Consider the following 17,515-nt stretch of genomic DNA (forward strand, 5'->3'; position numbering starts at 1 on the left):
CGCGGCGCGCCGCCGCACCTCGGTGGCTGCGGGGGGCGCCCGCGCCCGCGCGCCGGGGGGGGGGGGCGGGCGGGGGGCCCCCCCCCCCCGCCCCCCCCCGGCGCCCCCCCGGGGCCGCGAGCTGGAGCACCACGAACAGCGCCACGGCGGCGGCCTGCACCGGGACCCAGACCGTGCCGGACGCGGTCGGCGCGAACCGGACGGCGAGCGCGACCAGGCTGAGCAGCACCCACCCGGCGTTGATCCCCGCCACCGCCAGCACCGCGGGCCGCGGCGGGCGGCGGGCGGCCAGCGCGCCGAGCACCAGGCCGTGGCAGGTCAGGAGCAGCCCGAGGACCAGCAGGGTGGGACGACCGACCCCGAGCAGGCCGCCGAGCGGACCGGCGAAGGCCAGATAGGCCAGACCGTTGCCCGCGGTGACCACCGCGTCCAGGGCGAGGACCCCGCGGACCGTCCACGGCGAGAACACCGCAGCAGGCCGGGCGGGGGTGACGGGGTGTGCGTTCGCACGCATGCGGATCGTCTCCTGACCGGGGTGGTGTCCCGGTGGCGCCGACCGCCCGCCCGGGTACCTCCACCCTGCCGGGCCGGATGGCGCCCGTCGATTACCCCGCGGGTCACGTACCCGGCCACCGCACGGGCGAGGCGCCCGGCCCGGCCCGCCCGGAGCTCACCGTGCGCGCGACGGCCGGTCCAGCAGCACCCCGGCCCGCTTCACCGCGCGGGCGGTGATCGTGGTCTCCGCGCGGGTGACCCCCAGCGGGCCCAGGGTGTCGGTGAGGAAGCGGTAGAGGCCGCCGTGGTCCGGGCAGAACAGCGTGGCCAGCAGGTTGGTCGGGCCGCTGGTGGCGAAGACGCCGTGCACCTGCGGGTGGCGGGCCAGCTCGGCGCCGACCTCGGCGAGCCGGCCCGGCGGCACGTCCAGCCAGAGGTTGGCGTCCACGGCCATGCCGAGCAGCCGGGGGTCCACGGTGGCGTGGGTGCGCAGCAGGCCGAGCCCGTCCAGCCGGTGCAGTCGGCGCCGTACGGTCGACTCGGGCGCGCCGACCGCCCCGGCCAGCACCGCGTGGGACTGCCGGGCGTCCTGCCCGAGCCGGTCCAGCAGGGCGCGGTCGAGGTCGTCCAGCGGCGGGGGCACGGCGGGGCGCGGGGCGAGCGGCCGGGCGAGCGCGGCGGCCTCCCCGTCGGTCAACCCGCCGGCCCGCCACTGCCCGGCGTCCGCGAAGGCGTGCAGGACGGCGTGGGTGGTGGTCTCGACGACGGCACCGGTCGCGGGCAGCTGCCCGTACAGCAGCCGGTCCCGGCCGTGGGCGTCGCCCAGCATCACGGCGCCGACCTCGTGGCCGCCCAGCATCACGTCGACGAAGGGCACGTCCGAGCGGTCGGCCAGCGCCCGGGCGAGGGCGTCCACCCGGCCGCGCAGCACCCGGACCCGCAGCAGCAGCGCGCCCACGGCGGCGTCCTCGACGTCGGGCAGCCGCACCACCCGGAGCACTCCGGCCTCGCGCATCCGGCCCAGCCGGCGGGTGACCGTCCGGGCGGAGACGCCCAGCACCTCGGCGATCCGGCCGGGCTCGGCCCGTCCGTCCACCTGGAGCGCGCAGACCAGGCGGCGGTCCAGGGTGTCCAGCACGGTGTCCGGATCCGTCGTGTCGAGGTCCATGGTGTCCGATCTCCGTCGCTTCGGGCTGCCCGTACGTCCTGTTCGGCAGTCCTGACGGTACTCCTTGTCCTGCCCGGCCGGAACGCGGCCGGAACGCGCCGGGACGCACCGGACCGGGGCGGAGCAGCACGGAACCGAGGAGGCAGGACATGGACGGACAGGGACAGGTCGCGGAGCTGTGGGCCCTGACGGAGGCCGTGGAGGCGGCGGTGCGCGAGGTCGGCGCGGGGCTGGCGGCGGCCCGGCCGGTCGAGCCGACCCCGGGGCGGACGGTCGAGGAGGCGATGGCCCGGTTCGCCGAGCTGGACGGCCCGGCCGCCGCCGAACTGCGCGAGCGGCTCACCGCGCTTCGCCCGCAGGCCGGGTGGGTGCCGGAGGAACTGGACGGCTCGGTGCCCGCCGAGGGCGAGTGGTGGGTCTGTGACGCGACCGACGGCGCGGTGCAGTACCTGCTCGGGCAGCCGCACTGGGCGGTGACGGCCACGCTGGTGCGCGACGGCACGGCGGTGCTGGCCGTGGTGCACGCCCCGGAGCTGTTCGGCGCGGGCCGGACCTACCGGGCGGTGCTGGGCGGCGGCGCCCAGTTGGACGGGCGGCCGATCACGCCGCTGGAGCGCGAGCTGGCGGCCACCGTCGCCGCCACCAGCCAGCCGCCGCTGGTGGCCGCCGACCCGGTGGCGCTGCGCCGGGCCGGCGAGTCGCTGTCCGCGATGGCGGGCGCGGTGCTCGCGGTGCGCAACCTCGGCCCGACCGCGCTCCAGGTGGCGCAGGTCGGCTCCGGGCACCTGGCGCTGTTCTGGCAGTACGGGCAGGACGCGGGCAACCTGCTGCCGGGCGCCCTGGTGGCGAGCGAGGCGGGCGCGACGGTGACGGACACCGCCGGGTCGGCCTGGACGGCCGGCTCGGACGGCTTCCTCACCGCCGCGCCCGGACTGCACGCGGACGCGGTGGGGGTGCTGCGCGCGGTCGGGTGAGGCCCGGGGTGGGACTTGGGTGAAGCCTCGGGCGAGGCCTCACGGGCGAAGCCTCGGGCGAGGCCACGGGTGAGGCCACGGGTGAGGCCACGGGTGAGGCCTCAGGTGAGGCCTCAGGTGAGACCGAACAGCGCGGCCGCGTTGTCGTGGCAGACCGCCCGCAGCCACTCCTCCCCCAGCCCCAGTCCGGCCAGCGCCTCCAGCTGGTGGACGTACCGGTACGGGATGTTGGGGAAGTCGCTGCCGAGCAGGACGCGCTCCCGGAGCCCGCGCAGGCGCGGCAGTTCGTCGCGCGGGAAGGGCACGTCGGCCTCGGCGAAGTCGGTGAACGCGATGGTGGTGTCCAGCCGGACGGCCGGGTGGCGCTCGGCGAGGTCGAGGAAGTCGCGGTACTCGGGCATGCCCAGGTGGGCGACCACCAGGACCAGGCCCGGGTGCCGGTCCAGCACCGCGCCGATCGGGCCGGGACCGGTGAACTTGCCCGGCACCGGCCCGGATCCGCAGTGGGTGACCACCGGGGTGCCGGTCTCGGCGAGCAGCCCCCAGACCTCGTCCAGCCGGTCGTCCGTCGGGTCGTAGCCGCCGACCTGGAGGTGCGCCTTGAACACCCGGGCGCCGTCCTCGATCGCGCGGGCCACGTAACCGGCCGCCCCGGGTTCGGGGAAGAAGGTCGCGGTGTGCAGGCACTCCGGGGTGCGGGCGGCGAACTCGGCGGCCCAGGCGTTCAACCAGCCGGCCATACCCGGCTTGTGCGGGTACAGCATGGACGTGAACGCCCGGACGCCGAAGTCCCGCAGCCGCTGGACCCGCTGCTCCTCGGCCTCGCGGTAGGTGATCGGCCAGGGGCGGTTCACCAGCGGACCGGCCGCGTCGAAGTACGCCCAGACCTTGTCGAGGACGTTCTTCGGCATGAAGTGGGTGTGCACGTCGATCAGCCCGGGCAGGCCCAGGCCCTGCCAGAACTCCCGTACGCCTGCGGACTCCTGGTCGTTCGCGGGGTCGTGCTCCCGATCGTTCGCGAGATCGTGCTCCCGATCGTTCACGCGGGCACCGGGCGGGCGCGGTCGATGATCGCGGCGGTGTCGACGCCGGACGGCAGGGTGCCGAAGGCGGCGCCGTGGTCGCCGCCGAGCCGGCTCGCGCAGAAGGCGTCGGCCACCGCCGGGCTGCCGTACCGGACCAGCAGCGAACCTTGGAAGGCCAGCGCCATCGACTCCACCAGCCGCCGGGTGCGGTACTCCAGGTCGGTCGGGTCGCTGAACTGCTTGCGCAGTCCGGCGACGGCCGCGTCCAGCCGGCGGTCCGCCCCGGCCGCCGCGTCGAGCTCGCCCATGAAGGCCTCGATCGTCTCCGGCCGCTTGGCCATGGCGCGCAGGGCGTCCAGGGCGGCGACGTTGCCGGAGCCCTCCCAGATCGACACCAGCGGTGCCTCGCGGTAGAGCCGGGGCATCCCGGACTCCTCGACGTAGCCGTTGCCGCCCAGGCACTCCAGCGCCTCGGCGGAGTGCGCCGGACCGCGCTTGCAGACCCAGTACTTGGCCACTGCCAGGCCCAGGCGCCGCACCAGCGCCTCGTTCCCGTCCCCGGCGAGGGTGAGGTCCGTCGCGTGGGCCAGCCGCATCGCGACGGCCGTGGCCGCCTCGGACTCCACCACCAGGTCGGCCAGCACGTTGCGCATCAGCGGCTGGTCGACCAGCGCCTTGCCGAACGCCCGCCGGTGCAGGGCGTGGTGGACCGCCCGGGTGGCGCCGTAGCGCATCCCGGAGGCGGCGCCGATCGTGCAGTCCAGACGGGTCATGTTGACCATCTCGATGATGGTCGGCACGCCCCGGCCCTCCTCGCCGACCAGCAGGCCGACCGCGCCGTCGTACTCCAGCTCGGCGGAGGCGTTGGACTTGTTGCCGAGCTTGTCCTTGAGCCGCATCAGGTGCAGTCGGTTGCGGCTGCCGTCCGGGAGGACGCGCGGCAGCACGAAGCAGCTGAGCCCGCCGGGGGCCTGGGCGAGGGTCAGGAAGAGATCGGACATCGGCGCCGAGGTGAACCACTTGTGCCCGGTGAGCCGGTAGCTGCCGTCGGACTGCGGGACGGCGGTGGTGGTGTTGGTCCGGACGTCCGAGCCGCCCTGCTTCTCCGTCATCGACATGCCGGCGATCAGCCCGCGCTTGGTGCGCGGCTCGCGCAGCCCGTAGTCGTACTCGGTGGCGGCCAGCAGCGGCTCCAACTCGGCGGCCAGGGACGGGTTCTGGCGCAGGGCCGGGACGGCGGCGTAGGTCATCGAGATCGGGCAGGTGTGACCGGCCTCGACCTGGCTCCAGACGAAGAACTTGGCGGCGCGGGCGGAGTGGGCGCCGGGCCGGTCGTCCCGCCAGGGCGCGGCGTGCAGGCCGTAGGACACGGCGGTGCGCATCAGCTCGTGCCAGGACGGGTGGAACTCGACCTCGTCGATCCGGTGGCCGAAGCGGTCGTGGGTGCGCAGCACCGGCGGGTTCTCGTTGGCCAGCCGGCCCCAGTCGGCGGCCTGCTCGGAGCCCGCCAGGCGGCCGAGCTCGCGCAGTTCGGGCTCGGCCCAGCCGGCGCCGGCCCGGTGCAGGGCGGCGAGCAGGGTCGGATCGGCGGCGGTGTCGTGTCCGTACGGCAGGGGCACCTGGTTGGTGACCTCATGCGTCGCTGTCATCGCGTCCTCCCAGGGCACGCAGGGTGAAGGAGACCAGGGCGGGGACCACCTCGGCGGTGGCCCGCTGGGGGTCGGAGTGGGGCCGGGGGCCGGAAGGCTGAGGGTCGGAGGGCTGAGGACCGGGGAGCCGGGCGTCGGAGGGCTGGGGGCCGGAGGGCTGGGCCGCGAGCGGGCCGGCCAGGGCCTCGCCGACCGCGCCGACCAGGGCGGCGGCGGTCAGCACCGGGTCCTGCTCGGGGAGTTCGCCGGCCGCCACGGCAGCGGCGATCTCGGTGGCGATCACGTCCCGGAACGCCCGCCGGAACACCAGACGCTCGCCGTCCACCACCGTGTCGGCGGGCTCGACCAGCAGCGCGTACGCCAGCCGGGGGGCCCGCAGGGCACGGGTGGCGAAGGTCTCGACCACGGCGGCGATCCGCTGCCGCGGGGTGTCCCGCAGCGCGACGGCGGCGTTCACCGCGGCCATCTCGCGGGTGACCACCCGGCGGAACAACTGCACCGACAGCTCGGCCTTGTTGGCGAAGTGCTGGTAGAGGCTGCCGGTCGCGATCCCGGCGCGGTCCGCCACGGCGGCCATGGTGCAGCCGCCGTAACCGCGCTCGGCGAGCAGGCCGACCGCCGACTGCAGCACCGCCTCGCGCTGGGCGTCCAGGCGGGCTTGGACGGCGGGGGTGCGTCGGTAGGCCATGGAAGCATTGAAGCACCGATTCACTGCTTCGGGGAGGGGGAGGGAGAGCCGAGACGGCGGCAGCAGCGGGACCTGCGGGATCGGCGGCGGGATCGGCGGCGGGAACGACGGGAGGCCGCCCCGGGCGGGGCGGCCTCCTGGTCCTGCTCCTGGTTCTGCTCCTGGGCTACGCAGCGCTACAGCGGGCGGCGCTCCTGCTCCAGGCGCTGGCCCTCGACGTCCAGCGGGCCGAACGGCGCTCCCGGCTGCGCCGACTTGGCGAGCGAGCGGGCGGCGGCCTGGTCGCCCAGACCGGCCCACTCCAGCACCTTGGCCGTGGCCTCCGCCGACTGGTCGGCCGGCAGCTTGCCGATGTTGGAGCTGTGGTTGCCGCCGGGCACGACGTAGACGTAGCTGTCGTCACTGCCCCGGCCGAGGTGGAACGGCTTGGCACCCCACGGGTCGTTGCCGCCGTAGACGAACATCATCCGCTCGCCCTCGCGCTTCACCCAGCGGTCGATGTCGGGCATCGCCTTCGGGTTGAAGACGGTCGGGATCTCCTTCGGCACGTAGGAGCGGGCCGAGTAGAGGTCCTTGTAGTCGTAGTGCAGCTGGTCCTTCAAGTACGAGACGTCGAAGAACGGCGCACCCAGCTCGGTCGCGGCCTGGTAGTAGTACGCGGTGTACTTCGCCAGCGACTGGTCGCTGTTGCCGGTGATGCCCGACTGGGCGTCGTACCACGCGTACAGCTCGTCGTCGGTCGCGGTCGCGGCCACCGGGACCTTCGCGCAGTCCGACTCCAGGCTGTACTGCCAGAACGCCCAGACCACGTCGAGCACGCCGGCCTCGTAGGCGCGGTCCGGGGTGCCGAGGGTGTTGAAGGTGGAACCCGCCGCCTTGTTGTCGGCGATGTAGCGCGACTCCAGGCGGTCACGGCGCACCAGCAGCTCGCGCTGGGCGGCGTTCAGCTTGGCACGGCACTCCGGGGTGCCGACGTTGCGGAAGAACTCGGTGTAGGCCGCGTAGTCGCTGACGTCGGTGTTGTTCGGCGCGACGTACGCGATCGTGCCGGCCACGTCGTCCGGGTAGAAGCGGCGGTAGAAGGTCGACGACATGCCGCCCTTGCTGGCGCCGGTGGAGAGCCACTCCTGGTCGTAGATCCGCTTGAGCGCGGTCACCAGCTTGTGCGAGTCGGCGGCCTGCTGGCGGATGCCCGCCTTGGACCAGTCGGCCGGCTCCGGGCGGGAGGGGGTGAAGTACCGGTACTCGATGGAGACCTGGTTGCCGTCCACCAGCCGGGTCGGCTCGGTGCGGGACGGCGTGGTGCCCAGCGTGTAGCCGTTGGTATAGAAGACGGTCGGGCGGTCGTAGCCGCGGTGCAGCACGCTGAAACGCTGCTGGAAGGTGCCCAGCCAGGGGCGGAAGTGGTCGATCGGCTGGGTGTAGGTGGCCAGGAAGTAGCGGTGGCCGGTGGTGGTGGGCTTCTCCTCGGTGATCGTCACGCCGGGGATCGCCGCCAGGCGGTCCTTGATGTCGGCGGTCGGGTCGTCGGCGGGGCTCCGGCCGTGCGCGGCCCCGGACGCCTCGGCCCCGCGGCCGGTGTCGGCCGAGGCCGGAGCGGCCAGGCCGCCGATCGCGAACATCGGTATCAGCAGGGCGGATACCAGCAGCCTCTTGAACCTGGTGGTCATCAACTCTCCATCTGGTCAACGGACATGACGTGCCTCGTCGGCACTACTCTGCGGTGCGGGTGGTGCGGTGGCCGCCCGGTGGACGGCCGAATGGGCCACCCGCCTGGTCGCGGGTGGCCCATCGGGGAGAAGGTGCTGGTCAAGGGGGTCGCTGCGGTTCCTTCGACGGCCCGGAGGCCAGGTGGGTCGGCCCGCCCGCCGAGGGGGTGCGGTGCGGGCGGGCCGGGGCACCCGGGCCGGGCCAGGGCTTGCGGACAGGGCTTGCACGGACAGGGCTTACGGGCAGGGCTTACAGGCAGGGCGTGCGAGCGGGGCCTACGGGCGGGGCAGGGTGCAGCCGGCCAGGGTGAGGTCGAGGCGGTTGCCGGGTGCGAAGCAGGCGGGGATGCCGTAGGTCTCCTGGGCGTAGCCGATGCCCTGGTGCACCGTGACCGCGCCCGACTCGTCGACCTCGCACGGGTTGTCCAGGGTGCAGGACTCGCCGCTCTCGTTGATCGTGTTGTTCACGGCGACCAGCAGACCGGTCGAGGCGTCGACCACCGGCGAGCCCGAGGTGCCGCCGATCACGTTGCAGCCCGAGGTGTAGCGGACCGAGTCCTTGAACGTCCAGTCGGCCTCGTTCAACTGGTAGGCGAAGCCGTCGATCGAGCAGGAGTAGATCTTCTTCCAGTAACCGGAGACGACCCGGATGTCCGCGCCCTGGTTGGGGTGGGTGTCGGCGATCGTCAGCGGGGAGATCCCGTACTTCGACTTGATCGAGGCGTAGCTGGTGTTCAGCTGGTAGATCGACACGTCCGTGTCGGTCATCGCGCCGTAGACCACCTTGGTCGCGCGCAGGGTGGCGAGGCGGCCGCCGGTCGAGTTGAGCAGGGTGAAGGTCCGGCTGGAGGGCTGGTTGAGGACGACCTCGCCGGGGCCGGGCATACCGGACTCCAGGCAGTGGCCGTTGGAGAGCACCAGGGCCGGGTCGGTCGCGGCCGAGCCGGGCATCCGCACCAGGGAGCCGGAGCAGTTGCTGAGCGCGACCGTCCCGGCGAAGCTGACGGCGGCCGGCTTGGCCGCCGGGGCGGAGCCCTCGGCCTGGGCAGCGGCCTCCGTCGGGGCGGTGACCTGCGCCGGGGCGGCGGCCTGGGCCGGGGCGGCGGCCTGGGCCGGGGCGGCACCGCCGAGGGCGGTGGCTCCCGCGACCAGGAGCGTGGCGAGCATGCCTATGAGCGGCTTCTTCATGAGAGACCTCTCGGTGTGGGGGTCCCCCAAAGCTGTCGCGGACATGACTTACTGTCAAGAGTCAAAACCAGACCAAGAGAACACCCCTGGTCATGGAATCGACCGCCCGGCGCCCGGGCGGGTGCCCGGCCCGGCACTCAGGGCCCTGCTGCGGTCAACTCCCCTGCCAGTGCCGCCGGCCGAGGCTGATCAGGCGCAGCTGCGAGCGCGCCGTGGCGGCGATCCGCTGCTCGCGGGCGGGGTCCGCCTCCTGGGCCTCCAGGAAGGCGGAGGCCGTCGACACCATGTGGTCGACGTAGAGCTCGGCCAGCATCCGCAGGTCCTGCTCGCTCCAGCCCGCCGAGACCGGCTGGAGCGCCAGGGCGGAGCCCACTTCGGCGGCGAATCGGCCCAGTTCGGCGTCGATCGCCTCGCGCACCTGCCGGACCCCGCCGTGCCGCTCGCGCGACAGGAAGCGCACGTGCGGCCGGTGTTCGCGGACGTGCCGCTGGATGACGTCCACCGCCCGGTCGATCAGCTCCTCGGCGCCCCCGGCCTCGGCGAGCACCGAGCGGATCATGACGTGCAGGCTGGCCAGCGACTCCTCGACCAGGGCGACGCCGAGGGCGGCGAGGTCCGGGAAGTGCCGGTAGAAGGCGGCCGGGGACAACCCCGCCTCCCGGGTGACCTCGCGGACGCCCAGGCTCGCCAGGTTCTGATCGGCCAGCAGGTGCAGACCGGCGTCCAGCAAGGCCCGCCGGCTCTGCTGCTTCTGGGCCTGTCTGGCCCCCACGGTGTGATTCACGCCATTCAGTAAACAGTCGTTTGCCGAACTTGGCCAGCCGGGCGTACAGTGGGCCTCGAAGTCAGTGAACACTTGTCAACCGAAATCGGCGCGGCAGCAGCCGCATCCGCAGCCGAAGGAGCCAGCCGTGATCCTGTTCTCCGCACTGGTCGCCATGGGAGTCCTGATCGGCACCGCCGCCCACCTCCCCCTCCCGGTGTTCCTCGCCGCCTCCGCCGCCATCTCCGCCTGGCTGCTCGCCTTCGGCGCCCGCGAAGGCGTCGCCCGCCTGCGGCACCGCTGAGCCCGCCGCACCGTCCACTCCCGTCGACCGCCGAGAGGACCGCCACCGCCATGAGCACCGTCACCGACCACGCCGTCACCAGCAACGCCGTCACCGGCCGCGCCGTCATCAGCAACGCCGTCACCAGCCGTAACAGCGCCGGCCGTACCGCCGCCGTCCGCAGCAGCGCCGAGCGCGCCGCCGAGGAGCGTCAGGGCACCGCCGAGGCCGACAACCTGGCCGTCGCCTCCTTCCTGCTCGGCCTCCCGGGCCTGCTGCTCTTCAACCTCGTGCTGGGCCCGATCGCCGTCACCCTCGCCACCCTGGCCCTGGTCCGCGGCACCAGCCGCCGCGGCCGCGCCTTCCTCGGCCTGGCCCTCGGCATCGCCTCGCTGGCCATCCTCGCCGTCACCACCGCCACCTCCCACGGTGTGCTCATCGACCTCGGCTCCTGACCGGGCTTCAACTCCCTGGCGCCCCGGGCCGAACAGTCGATCATGTCAACCCTGCCCACGACCCCCGCCCGCCACGTAGGGTGGCCACATCGGCCGGGTGACCACAGGGGGCAGGAGTGAGTACCGAGATCCGCAGCGACGCACAGCCGAGGCCCACCGGGGCGGGCGGGGGCGGGCGGCTGCTCGCGGTGAGCGACCTGCACATCTCCTACCGGGAGAACCGCGACCTGGTGGAGAAGCTCCGGCCCACCCACCCCGACGACTGGCTGCTCGTCGCCGGTGACGTCGCCGAACTCACCACCAGCATCGAGTGGGCGCTCGGCCTGCTCGCCGACCGCTTCGCCCGCGTGGTGTGGGCCCCCGGCAACCACGAGCTGTGGACCCACCCCGAGGACCCGGTCCAGCTCCGCGGCGTGGCCCGCTACAACCACCTGGTGGAACTGTGCCGCGCCCTCGGCGTCGTCACCCCCGAGGACCCCTACCCGCTCTGGCACGGCCCCGCCGGCCCGGTGCGGATCGCCCCGCTCTTCCTGCTGTACGACTACACCTTCCGCGCCCCGGGGACGACCACCAAGGAGGAGTCCCTGGCGGCCGCGTACGAGAGCGGCATCGTCTGCGCGGACGAGCGGATGCTCCACCCGGACCCGTTCCCGGACCGCGACTCCTGGTGCCGCGAGCGCGTCCGGCTGACCGAGCAGCGGCTCGCGGCCTGCGACCCGGACGTCCCGCTGGTCCTGGTCAACCACTACCCGCTGGTCCGCCACCCCACCGAAGTGCTCTGGTACCCCGAGTTCGCCCAGTGGTGCGGCACCGAGCTGACCGCCGACTGGCACCGCCGTTTCAACACCGCGGCGATGATCTACGGGCACCTGCACATTCCGCGCAAGACCTCCTACGACGGCGTCCCGTTCGAGGAGGTCTCGCTCGGCTACCCGCGCGAGTGGCGCAAGCGCGGGCTGCCGGACCCGCTGCTGCGGGAGGTGTTCCCGCAAGTCACGGTGAGCTGATCAGCCGGCCCGCTGCCCCGCTGATCCACCGACCCGCTGATCCACCGACCCGCTGACCCACCGGCCCACTGATCTGCCGGACCACTGACCCGCCGGCGCACTGCCCCGCCGGACCCGGGACCTCGGGGAGGCCCTCTGCGAGGGGGCCTCCCCCGCTCCCGTACCCCCTCCAGCTCCACCGCTCTCTCCTTCCTACTCCGCCGCGATCGCCCGCAGCACGTCCAGCCGCGCGGCCCGCCCGGCGGGGCGGAGCCCGGCCACCGCTCCCGCGAGCAGTCCGGCCGCCAGGACCACGGCCAGTTGCCCGCCCGGGAGCGCGAACGACCCCGTCCCCGCGCTGTCCGAGGCCTTCACCAGCGCCCAGCCGAGGAAGACCCCGAGCCCCAGGCCGCCCACCGTCCCGAAGGCCGCCACCAGCACGGACTCCCAGCGGACCATCGCGCGCAGCTGCGCCCTGGTCTGGCCCACCGCCCTCAGCAGCCCCAGCTCCCTGGTCCGCTCGTGCACCGCCAGCGTGAGGGTGTTGGCGATGCCGAGCAGGGCTATCAGGACGGCCAGCGCCAGCAGCGCGTAGACCACCGAGAGCATCATGTCGACCCCGGAGGCCGCGCTCTTCGCGTACTCGGCCCGGTCCTGCACCTGCGGACTGCCGTAGGGCACCAGCGCCTTGACCACCGCCGCCTTTCCGGCGGCCGGCGAAACGCCGTCGCGCAGCCCGATCGCGACCATGGTGTCGGCGTCCTGCCCCCGGTGCGGGGCCCAGGCCTGCCTGGTCATCAGGTAGTCGCCGGCCAACCCGCCGCCCTCGTACAGGGCACGGATGGTGAACGGCCCGCTCGCTCCGTCGGTGAAGCCCACGGTGACGGACTGTCCGAGCCGCCAGCCGTGCTGCTTCGCCTCGCTGCGGGAGACGGCGAGGCCGTCCGTGCCGAGCGCGGTGAGCGAGCCGTCCACCCGGCCGAGGTCGACGATGCCGGGCAGCCGGGCCGGGTCGGTGACGTCCAGGGTGCGGCCGTGCCCGTCGATCCGGGCGACGCCGCGACCGAGCCCGACCGTCTGCCGCACCTCGGGCAGCGCGGCCAGGGCGTCCGCCGCCTTGGGGCTGATCCCGCTGCCGCCCGCCCCGAAGGAGGCGGTGGTGACGGCGAGGTCGCCCGCGAAGGACTTGTCCACCGTGTCGTCCAGGGTGGCCCTGATCGAGGCGCCGAAGACGGTGAACAGCGTGACCACCGCGACGCCGATCATCAGCGCGCTCGCCGTGGCCGCCGTCCGGCGCGGGTTGCGGGCCGCGTTGCGCCGGGCCAGCAGTCCGGAGACCCCGCGCAGCCCGGGCAGCGGTGCGCCCAGTGTCCGGACCGCGACGGCCGCGGCGACCGGCCCGAGCACCACCGTGCCGGCCAGCACCGCCAGCGCCCCGCCCGCCGTCAGCAGGACCGACGGGCCGTCGGTGGCACCGAGGACGGCGACCGGTACGCCGCCCGCCAGCAGCAGGCCCCCGAGCACCACCCGGACGAGCCCCGCCCGGCCCCGGGCCGCCCCGTCGACCGCCGTCTCCCGCAGGGCCGCCAGCGGCGCCGTCCGGCCGGCCCGGACGGCCGGCAGCAGCGCCGAACCGACCGCCACCAGCGTGCCGACCAGCAGCGGCAGCACCACGGCGGCGGTGCTGATCACCATGCCGCCGGTCGGCAGGGCGAAGCCGAGCACCGAGAACAGCGCCTTGAGGCCGGCCGCGACCCCGATCCCGCCGAGCAGCCCGCCGAACGAGGCCAGCAGACCGACCAGGGACGCCTCCGCGAGCGTCGCCCCGAGCACCTGGCCGCGCGCCGCGCCGAGTGCCCGCAGCAGCGCGTTCTCCCTGGTCCGCTGGGCGACCACGATGGCGAAGGTGTTGTGGATGGTGAACGTCGCCACCAGGAGGGCGATCCCGGCGAACACCAGCAGCAGCGTGGTGAACAGGCTGAGGAAGCGCCCGGACACCTGCTGGGTGCTCTCCTGGGTGGCCGCGGCGCCGGTGACCGCCTGGACGCCGGCGGGCAGGTGCGGGCCGATCCGGTCGACCAGCTCCCGCTGGGACACCCCGCCCGCCGCCCGGACCTGGATCGAGCTGGCCTGCCCCGAACCCTTGGGCGTGAGGTGCTGCTCGGCGTCGGCGAAGGTCATCGCGGTGAAGGTGCTCGGCCCCATGCCGTCCGCGCTCGCCCCGAAGGTGGCGATGCCGACGACGGTGACGGGCACCGGATCGGGGGTGCGCAGCACGGTGGTCGAGCCGAGGTGCAGCCCGCCCGCCTTGGCCGCGCCCCGGTTGACCACGACCTCGCCCGGCGCGGCCGGTGCCCGGCCCTCGGCCAGCCGGTAGGGGTTCAGCCGGGCGTCGGTGAGCCAGTTCCCCGCCAGGGTGGGCGGGCCCTGGCCGCCGACCGGTTTGCCGTCGCTGCCGATGAGTTGGCCCGCGCCCTGGACGGACGGCTCGGCGGCCGCCACACCGGGCAGCGCGCGCAGCCGGTCGGCGAGCGCGGCGTCGACCGGGGCCCGCACCCCGCCGGGCGCCGCCGGGGAGTCCAGGACGTCGGCGCTGCGGACCACCGCGTCGGTGCCCGCGTTGGCATCGGCGAACAGGGTGTCGAAGTTGGCCCGCAGGGTGTCGCCGAGCACCATCGTGCCGGTCAGGAAGGCGACACCGAGCAGGATGGACAGCAGGGTGCCGGCCAGCCGGCGCTTGTGGGCGCGCAGCGAGCGCAGGCTGAGCCGGAGGGTGGCGTCGGCCGCGGTCATGACCGCCCCCGTTCGAAGGCCTTCATCCGGTCGAGCACCCGGTCGGCGCTCGGCCGCGCCATCCGGTCCACCAGCCGCCCGTCGGCGAGGAACAGCGCCTCGTCGGCGTGGCCGGCCGCCGTCGGGTCGTGGGTGACCATGACGACGGCCTGCCCCATCTCGTCGACCGCGCGGCGCAGCAGGCCGAGCACCTCGCCGCCGGTGCGGGAGTCGAGGTTGCCGGTCGGCTCGTCGGCGAAGACCACCTGCGGCCGCCCGGCGAGTGCCCGGGCCACCGCGACCCGCTGCTGCTGGCCGCCGGAGAGCTCGCTCGGGCGGTGCCGCAGCCGGTCGCCGAGGCCGACCACCCCGATCAGGGTGTCCAGCCAGGCCTGGTCGGGGGCGGCTCCGGCGAGGTCCAGCGGGAGGGTGATGTTCTCCCGGACGGTGAGCGTGGGCACCAGGTTGAAGGCCTGGAACACGAAGCCGATCCGCTCCCGGCGCAGCAGGGTGAGCCGCCGGTCGTTCAGTGGGCCGAGTTCGGTGTCGCCGATCCAGGCGCTGCCGGCGGTGAGGGTGTCCAGTCCGGCCGCGCAGTGCATCAGGGTGGACTTGCCCGAACCGGACGGCCCCATGATCGCGGTGAACCGCCCGGCCGGGAACTCCACCGTCACGTGGTCCAGCGCCCGGACCTCGGTGCCGCCGACGCCGTAGACCTTCACGGCGTCGGCGACCCGGGCGGCGGTGCCGCGTACGACGTCGAGGGTGGTCACGCGGCGCCACCGCCCCGGGGGACGTCCCGCGTCGGCTCGGTGAGCACCGCCCGCTTGGCGCGGTACTCCTCGGCGTCGATGTCGCCCTCGGCGTAGCGGCGGCCCAGGACGGCGAGCGGGTGCTCCGCGCCACCCGGGGCGCCGGCCCCGAACCCGCAGGCGCCGCGCCGCCGCCAGACCGTCCGGCGCAGCAGGGTGATCACCAGGACCACCACGGCGATCCAGACCAGGGGTACCAGCAGGATCCAGGGGCCCGGCCCGTGCCAGTCCGCCAGTTGCTCCGCCAGCTGTGTGGTCATCACGGTTCATCTCCTCGGTCGGCTCCACGGCCCCGGGTCTTCCCGAGGTGCCTTGAGCGTCCCGCCGAGGGGTCTCATCACGCGTCCTACCAGCAGCGGCAGTTGGGGTACTCCCGGGAGAGTACGGATGCCCCGCGCCACGCCGGGCCGGAAGTAGCCGTACGGAAGCGGGCCCGGGGTTCGGCGTACGAAGGTGCGCCCGAGGCCCGGCGCACGGAGGCGCGCCCGAGGCCCCGCCCCGCCCGCCCCGCCGGCCGCGGCGCCTCAGCCCAGCCAGCCCGGCCGCACCAGCCCCGACTCGTAGGCCAGCACCACCAGTTGCGCCCGGTCCCGCGCCCCGAGCTTCACCATCGCCCGGCTGACGTGCGTCTTCGCCGTCAACGGGCTGACCACCAGCCGCCGGGCGATCTCCTCGTTGGACAGCCCCATCCCGACCAGCGCCAGTACCTCGCGCTCCCGCTCGGTCAGCGCCGAGACGTCCGAGAGCCCCTCTGGAGCCGTCTCCGGCCCCTTGGAGCGGGCCGCGAACTCGCCGATCAACCGCCTGGTCACGCCCGGCGAGAGCAGCGCGTCCCCGGCCACCGCGACCCGGATCGCCCGCAGCAGGTCGGCCGGTTCGGTGTCCTTGACCAGGAAGCCCGACGCCCCCGAGCGCAGCGCCTCGAAGACGTACTCGTCCAGCTCGAAGGTGGTCAGCACGACCACCCGTACGGAGGACAGAGCCGGATCCCCGGCGATCCTCCGGGTGGCCTCCAGCCCGTCCATCCGGGGCATCCGGACGTCCATCAGCACGACGTCGGGCAGCAGTTCGCGGGCGAGCCGCAGCGCCGCCTCGCCGTCGTCCGCCTCGCCGACCACGGTGAGGTCGTCCTGGAGGTCCAGCAGGGCCCGGAAGCCCGCCCGGACCAGCAGTTGGTCATCCGCCAGCAGTACCCGAATCAATCGCTCTCCGCCTTCGGTGTCGGCAGCTCCGCCCGGACCCGGAAGCCGCCGCCGGGCAGCGGCCCCGCCGTGATGGTGCCACCGAACGCGGAGGCGCGTTCCCGCATCCCGACCAGCCCGCTGCCCGACCCGCCGGCGTCCGCGACCACCGCGGGCCCCGGGTCCTCAACCCGGACCACCAGGACGGCGGTGTCCCGCCAGTCCAGCACCACGACCGCCTCCCGGGCCACCGAGTGCCGGATCACGTTGGTCAGCGCCTCCTGGACGATCCGGAAGGCGGTCAGGTCGACGGTGGCGGACAGCGGGCGGCGGACGCCGTCCTCGAGCACCTCGACCGCCAGCCCCACCCGGTCGGCCTGCTCGGTGAGTTCGTCCAGCCGCCCCAGCCCGGGGGCCGGCCCACGCGGCGCGGCGTCGGGCCCGCGCAGCGTGGCGAGCACCTGGCGGACCTCGCCGAGCGCCTCCTTGCTGGTCGACTTGATGGTGACCAGCGCCGTGCGGGCCTCCTCCGGCCGCCGGTCCAGCAGCGCCAGCGCGACCCCGGCCTGGATGTTGATCAGGGACAGGCTGTGCGCCAGGATGTCGTGCAACTCCCTTGCCATCCTGAGCCGTTCCTCGTTGGCCCGGCGCTGCTCCAGTTGCTGCCGGTAGGCCCGGTGGGCGGCGATCCGCTCGCGCCGGAAGCGGATCAGCTCGGCGACCGCCAGCATCAGCAGCAGCCAGGCCAGCAGGCCGAGTTCGACCTGCCAGACGAACCGGGGCTTGGCGGCGCGCTGCCAGTCGTCCGGCAGGACGAAGGACATCAGGACGTGCACCAGGTACACCCCGGCGACCCCCGTCCAGGCCGCCCGGCGGTGTCCGTAGCCGATCGCGAAGCAGCAGGCGATCACCCAGCTCACGAACACCGGGCCGTACGGGTACCCGGCGGCCAGGTACCCGGCGGTGACCACCGACGTCCCCGCCACCGCGGCGACCGGACGGCGGCCGAACACCGCCAGCAGCGCCGGGCCGAGCAGCAACAGCAGGTAGCCGACGGCGTCCAGCGGGGCCCGGCCGTCCTGGTGGCGGGCGGCGAACCCCGACCCGACCACCTGCACCACGGCGGCCGCCACCGCCAGCCGCACCGGCAGGCCCGAGCGGGCCCCCCGCGCCCACGGCGGGCGCCACGGTTCGGGCGGCGCCTCCGGGGAGGGCGGCCCCTGCTCCGGCGGTGGGGACGTGGGCGGCATCATGCCCGGAAGGCTAGACCCGCGCCCGGCCCCGGCGCGTCCTCCACCGGTGGCGGGGGGGGGGGGGGGCGCCCGGGTGGAGCCCCACACCCGGCGGCCCCCGCCCCCCCCCCCCCC

17 protein-coding genes are annotated in these 17,515 nt (G+C 74.6%); 4 read left to right on the forward strand and 13 right to left on the reverse strand.

The annotated features are described in order from the left end of the window. Both ACFWXO_RS20400 and ACFWXO_RS20405 read right to left on the reverse strand, forming a co-directional pair. The coding region (locus ACFWXO_RS20400) for a hypothetical protein (RefSeq protein ID WP_380525245.1) at positions 1-514 on the reverse strand (514 nt) is incomplete at its 3' end. Between the two features lie 156 nt (positions 515-670). Next, positions 671-1,663, reverse strand: coding sequence for an Lrp/AsnC family transcriptional regulator (locus ACFWXO_RS20405; RefSeq protein ID WP_380525246.1), 993 nt, complete (start codon positions 1,661-1,663; stop codon positions 671-673). A 149-nt stretch (positions 1,664-1,812) separates the two neighbouring features. Between ACFWXO_RS20405 and ACFWXO_RS20410 the strand changes: the two genes are divergently transcribed. Continuing rightward, positions 1,813-2,637: an inositol monophosphatase family protein gene (locus ACFWXO_RS20410; protein ID WP_380525247.1), complete on the forward strand. Its 825-nt coding sequence runs from the start codon at positions 1,813-1,815 to the stop codon at positions 2,635-2,637. Positions 2,638-2,750: 113 nt separating this feature from the next. On the opposite strand, the gene ACFWXO_RS20415 is transcribed toward ACFWXO_RS20410, so the two are convergent. From ACFWXO_RS20415 to ACFWXO_RS20440, 6 genes are all read right to left on the reverse strand, one after another. Beyond that, positions 2,751-3,680 carry an amidohydrolase family protein gene (locus ACFWXO_RS20415; protein WP_380525248.1) on the reverse strand — a complete coding sequence of 310 codons (930 nt, stop codon included), beginning with the start codon at positions 3,678-3,680 and terminating at the stop codon, positions 2,751-2,753. Beyond that, the gene (locus tag ACFWXO_RS20420) at positions 3,677-5,311 is read right to left on the reverse strand and encodes an acyl-CoA dehydrogenase family protein (RefSeq protein ID WP_380525249.1); all 1,635 of its coding nucleotides are present in this window, start codon (positions 5,309-5,311) and stop codon (positions 3,677-3,679) included. The genes ACFWXO_RS20415 and ACFWXO_RS20420 overlap by 4 nt, the downstream gene beginning before the upstream one ends. Next, positions 5,295-5,999 (reverse strand): TetR/AcrR family transcriptional regulator, encoded by a 705-nt coding sequence (locus ACFWXO_RS20425; RefSeq protein WP_380525250.1) that lies wholly within the window; start codon positions 5,997-5,999, stop codon positions 5,295-5,297. Before ACFWXO_RS20425 ends, ACFWXO_RS20420 begins: the two co-directional genes overlap by 17 nt. Positions 6,000-6,175: 176 nt before the next feature. After that, entirely contained in the window at positions 6,176-7,669 is a 1,494-nt protein-coding gene (locus ACFWXO_RS20430; protein WP_380525251.1) for a S28 family serine protease, read from the reverse strand. Between the two features lie 315 nt (positions 7,670-7,984). Further along, a complete protein-coding gene (locus ACFWXO_RS20435; RefSeq protein WP_380525252.1) occupies positions 7,985-8,896 on the reverse strand; it encodes a trypsin-like peptidase domain-containing protein in 912 nt (303 codons plus the stop codon). A gap of 154 nt (positions 8,897-9,050) precedes the next feature. Beyond that, positions 9,051-9,680, reverse strand: a complete 630-nt coding sequence (locus tag ACFWXO_RS20440) for a TetR family transcriptional regulator (RefSeq protein WP_380406134.1) — start codon at positions 9,678-9,680, stop codon at positions 9,051-9,053. 127 nt (positions 9,681-9,807) lie between these two features. On the opposite strand from ACFWXO_RS20440, the gene ACFWXO_RS20445 reads away from it, so the two are divergent. From ACFWXO_RS20445 to ACFWXO_RS20455, 3 genes are all read left to right on the forward strand, one after another. Continuing rightward, the gene (locus ACFWXO_RS20445; protein WP_375887834.1) at positions 9,808-9,963 is read left to right on the forward strand and encodes a hypothetical protein; all 156 of its coding nucleotides are present in this window, start codon (positions 9,808-9,810) and stop codon (positions 9,961-9,963) included. A gap of 50 nt (positions 9,964-10,013) precedes the next feature. Further along, on the forward strand, positions 10,014-10,397 hold the full coding sequence (locus ACFWXO_RS20450; protein WP_380525253.1) for a hypothetical protein: 384 nt from the start codon (positions 10,014-10,016) through the stop codon (positions 10,395-10,397). A 128-nt stretch (positions 10,398-10,525) separates the two neighbouring features. Then, complete coding sequence (locus ACFWXO_RS20455; RefSeq protein ID WP_380525260.1) at positions 10,526-11,404, forward strand: metallophosphoesterase family protein; 879 nt, start codon at positions 10,526-10,528, stop codon at positions 11,402-11,404. Positions 11,405-11,596: 192 nt separating this feature from the next. Here the strand turns inward: ACFWXO_RS20455 and ACFWXO_RS20460 are convergent, their stop codons facing one another. The 5 genes from ACFWXO_RS20460 to ACFWXO_RS20480 all read right to left on the reverse strand — a co-directional run bounded on the left by ACFWXO_RS20460 (position 11,597) and on the right by ACFWXO_RS20480 (position 17,401). Continuing rightward, positions 11,597-14,176 (reverse strand): ABC transporter permease, encoded by a 2,580-nt coding sequence (locus ACFWXO_RS20460; protein WP_380525254.1) that lies wholly within the window; start codon positions 14,174-14,176, stop codon positions 11,597-11,599. Further along, a complete protein-coding gene (locus ACFWXO_RS20465; protein ID WP_375887825.1) occupies positions 14,173-14,928 on the reverse strand; it encodes an ABC transporter ATP-binding protein in 756 nt (251 codons plus the stop codon). Before ACFWXO_RS20465 ends, ACFWXO_RS20460 begins: the two co-directional genes overlap by 4 nt. Further along, positions 14,925-15,227 (reverse strand): SHOCT domain-containing protein, encoded by a 303-nt coding sequence (locus tag ACFWXO_RS20470; RefSeq protein ID WP_375887823.1) that lies wholly within the window; start codon positions 15,225-15,227, stop codon positions 14,925-14,927. The genes ACFWXO_RS20465 and ACFWXO_RS20470 overlap by 4 nt, the downstream gene beginning before the upstream one ends. Positions 15,228-15,491: 264 nt before the next feature. Further along, the gene (locus tag ACFWXO_RS20475) at positions 15,492-16,169 is read right to left on the reverse strand and encodes a response regulator (RefSeq protein WP_375887821.1); all 678 of its coding nucleotides are present in this window, start codon (positions 16,167-16,169) and stop codon (positions 15,492-15,494) included. Next, the gene (locus ACFWXO_RS20480) at positions 16,166-17,401 is read right to left on the reverse strand and encodes a sensor histidine kinase (RefSeq protein ID WP_375887819.1); all 1,236 of its coding nucleotides are present in this window, start codon (positions 17,399-17,401) and stop codon (positions 16,166-16,168) included. Before ACFWXO_RS20480 ends, ACFWXO_RS20475 begins: the two co-directional genes overlap by 4 nt. Positions 17,402-17,515: the final 114 nt, after the last annotated feature.

This window comes from Kitasatospora sp. NPDC059088 (assembly GCF_042738155.1).
In the GTDB taxonomy this organism is placed as follows: Bacteria; Actinomycetota; Actinomycetes; order Streptomycetales; family Streptomycetaceae; genus Kitasatospora.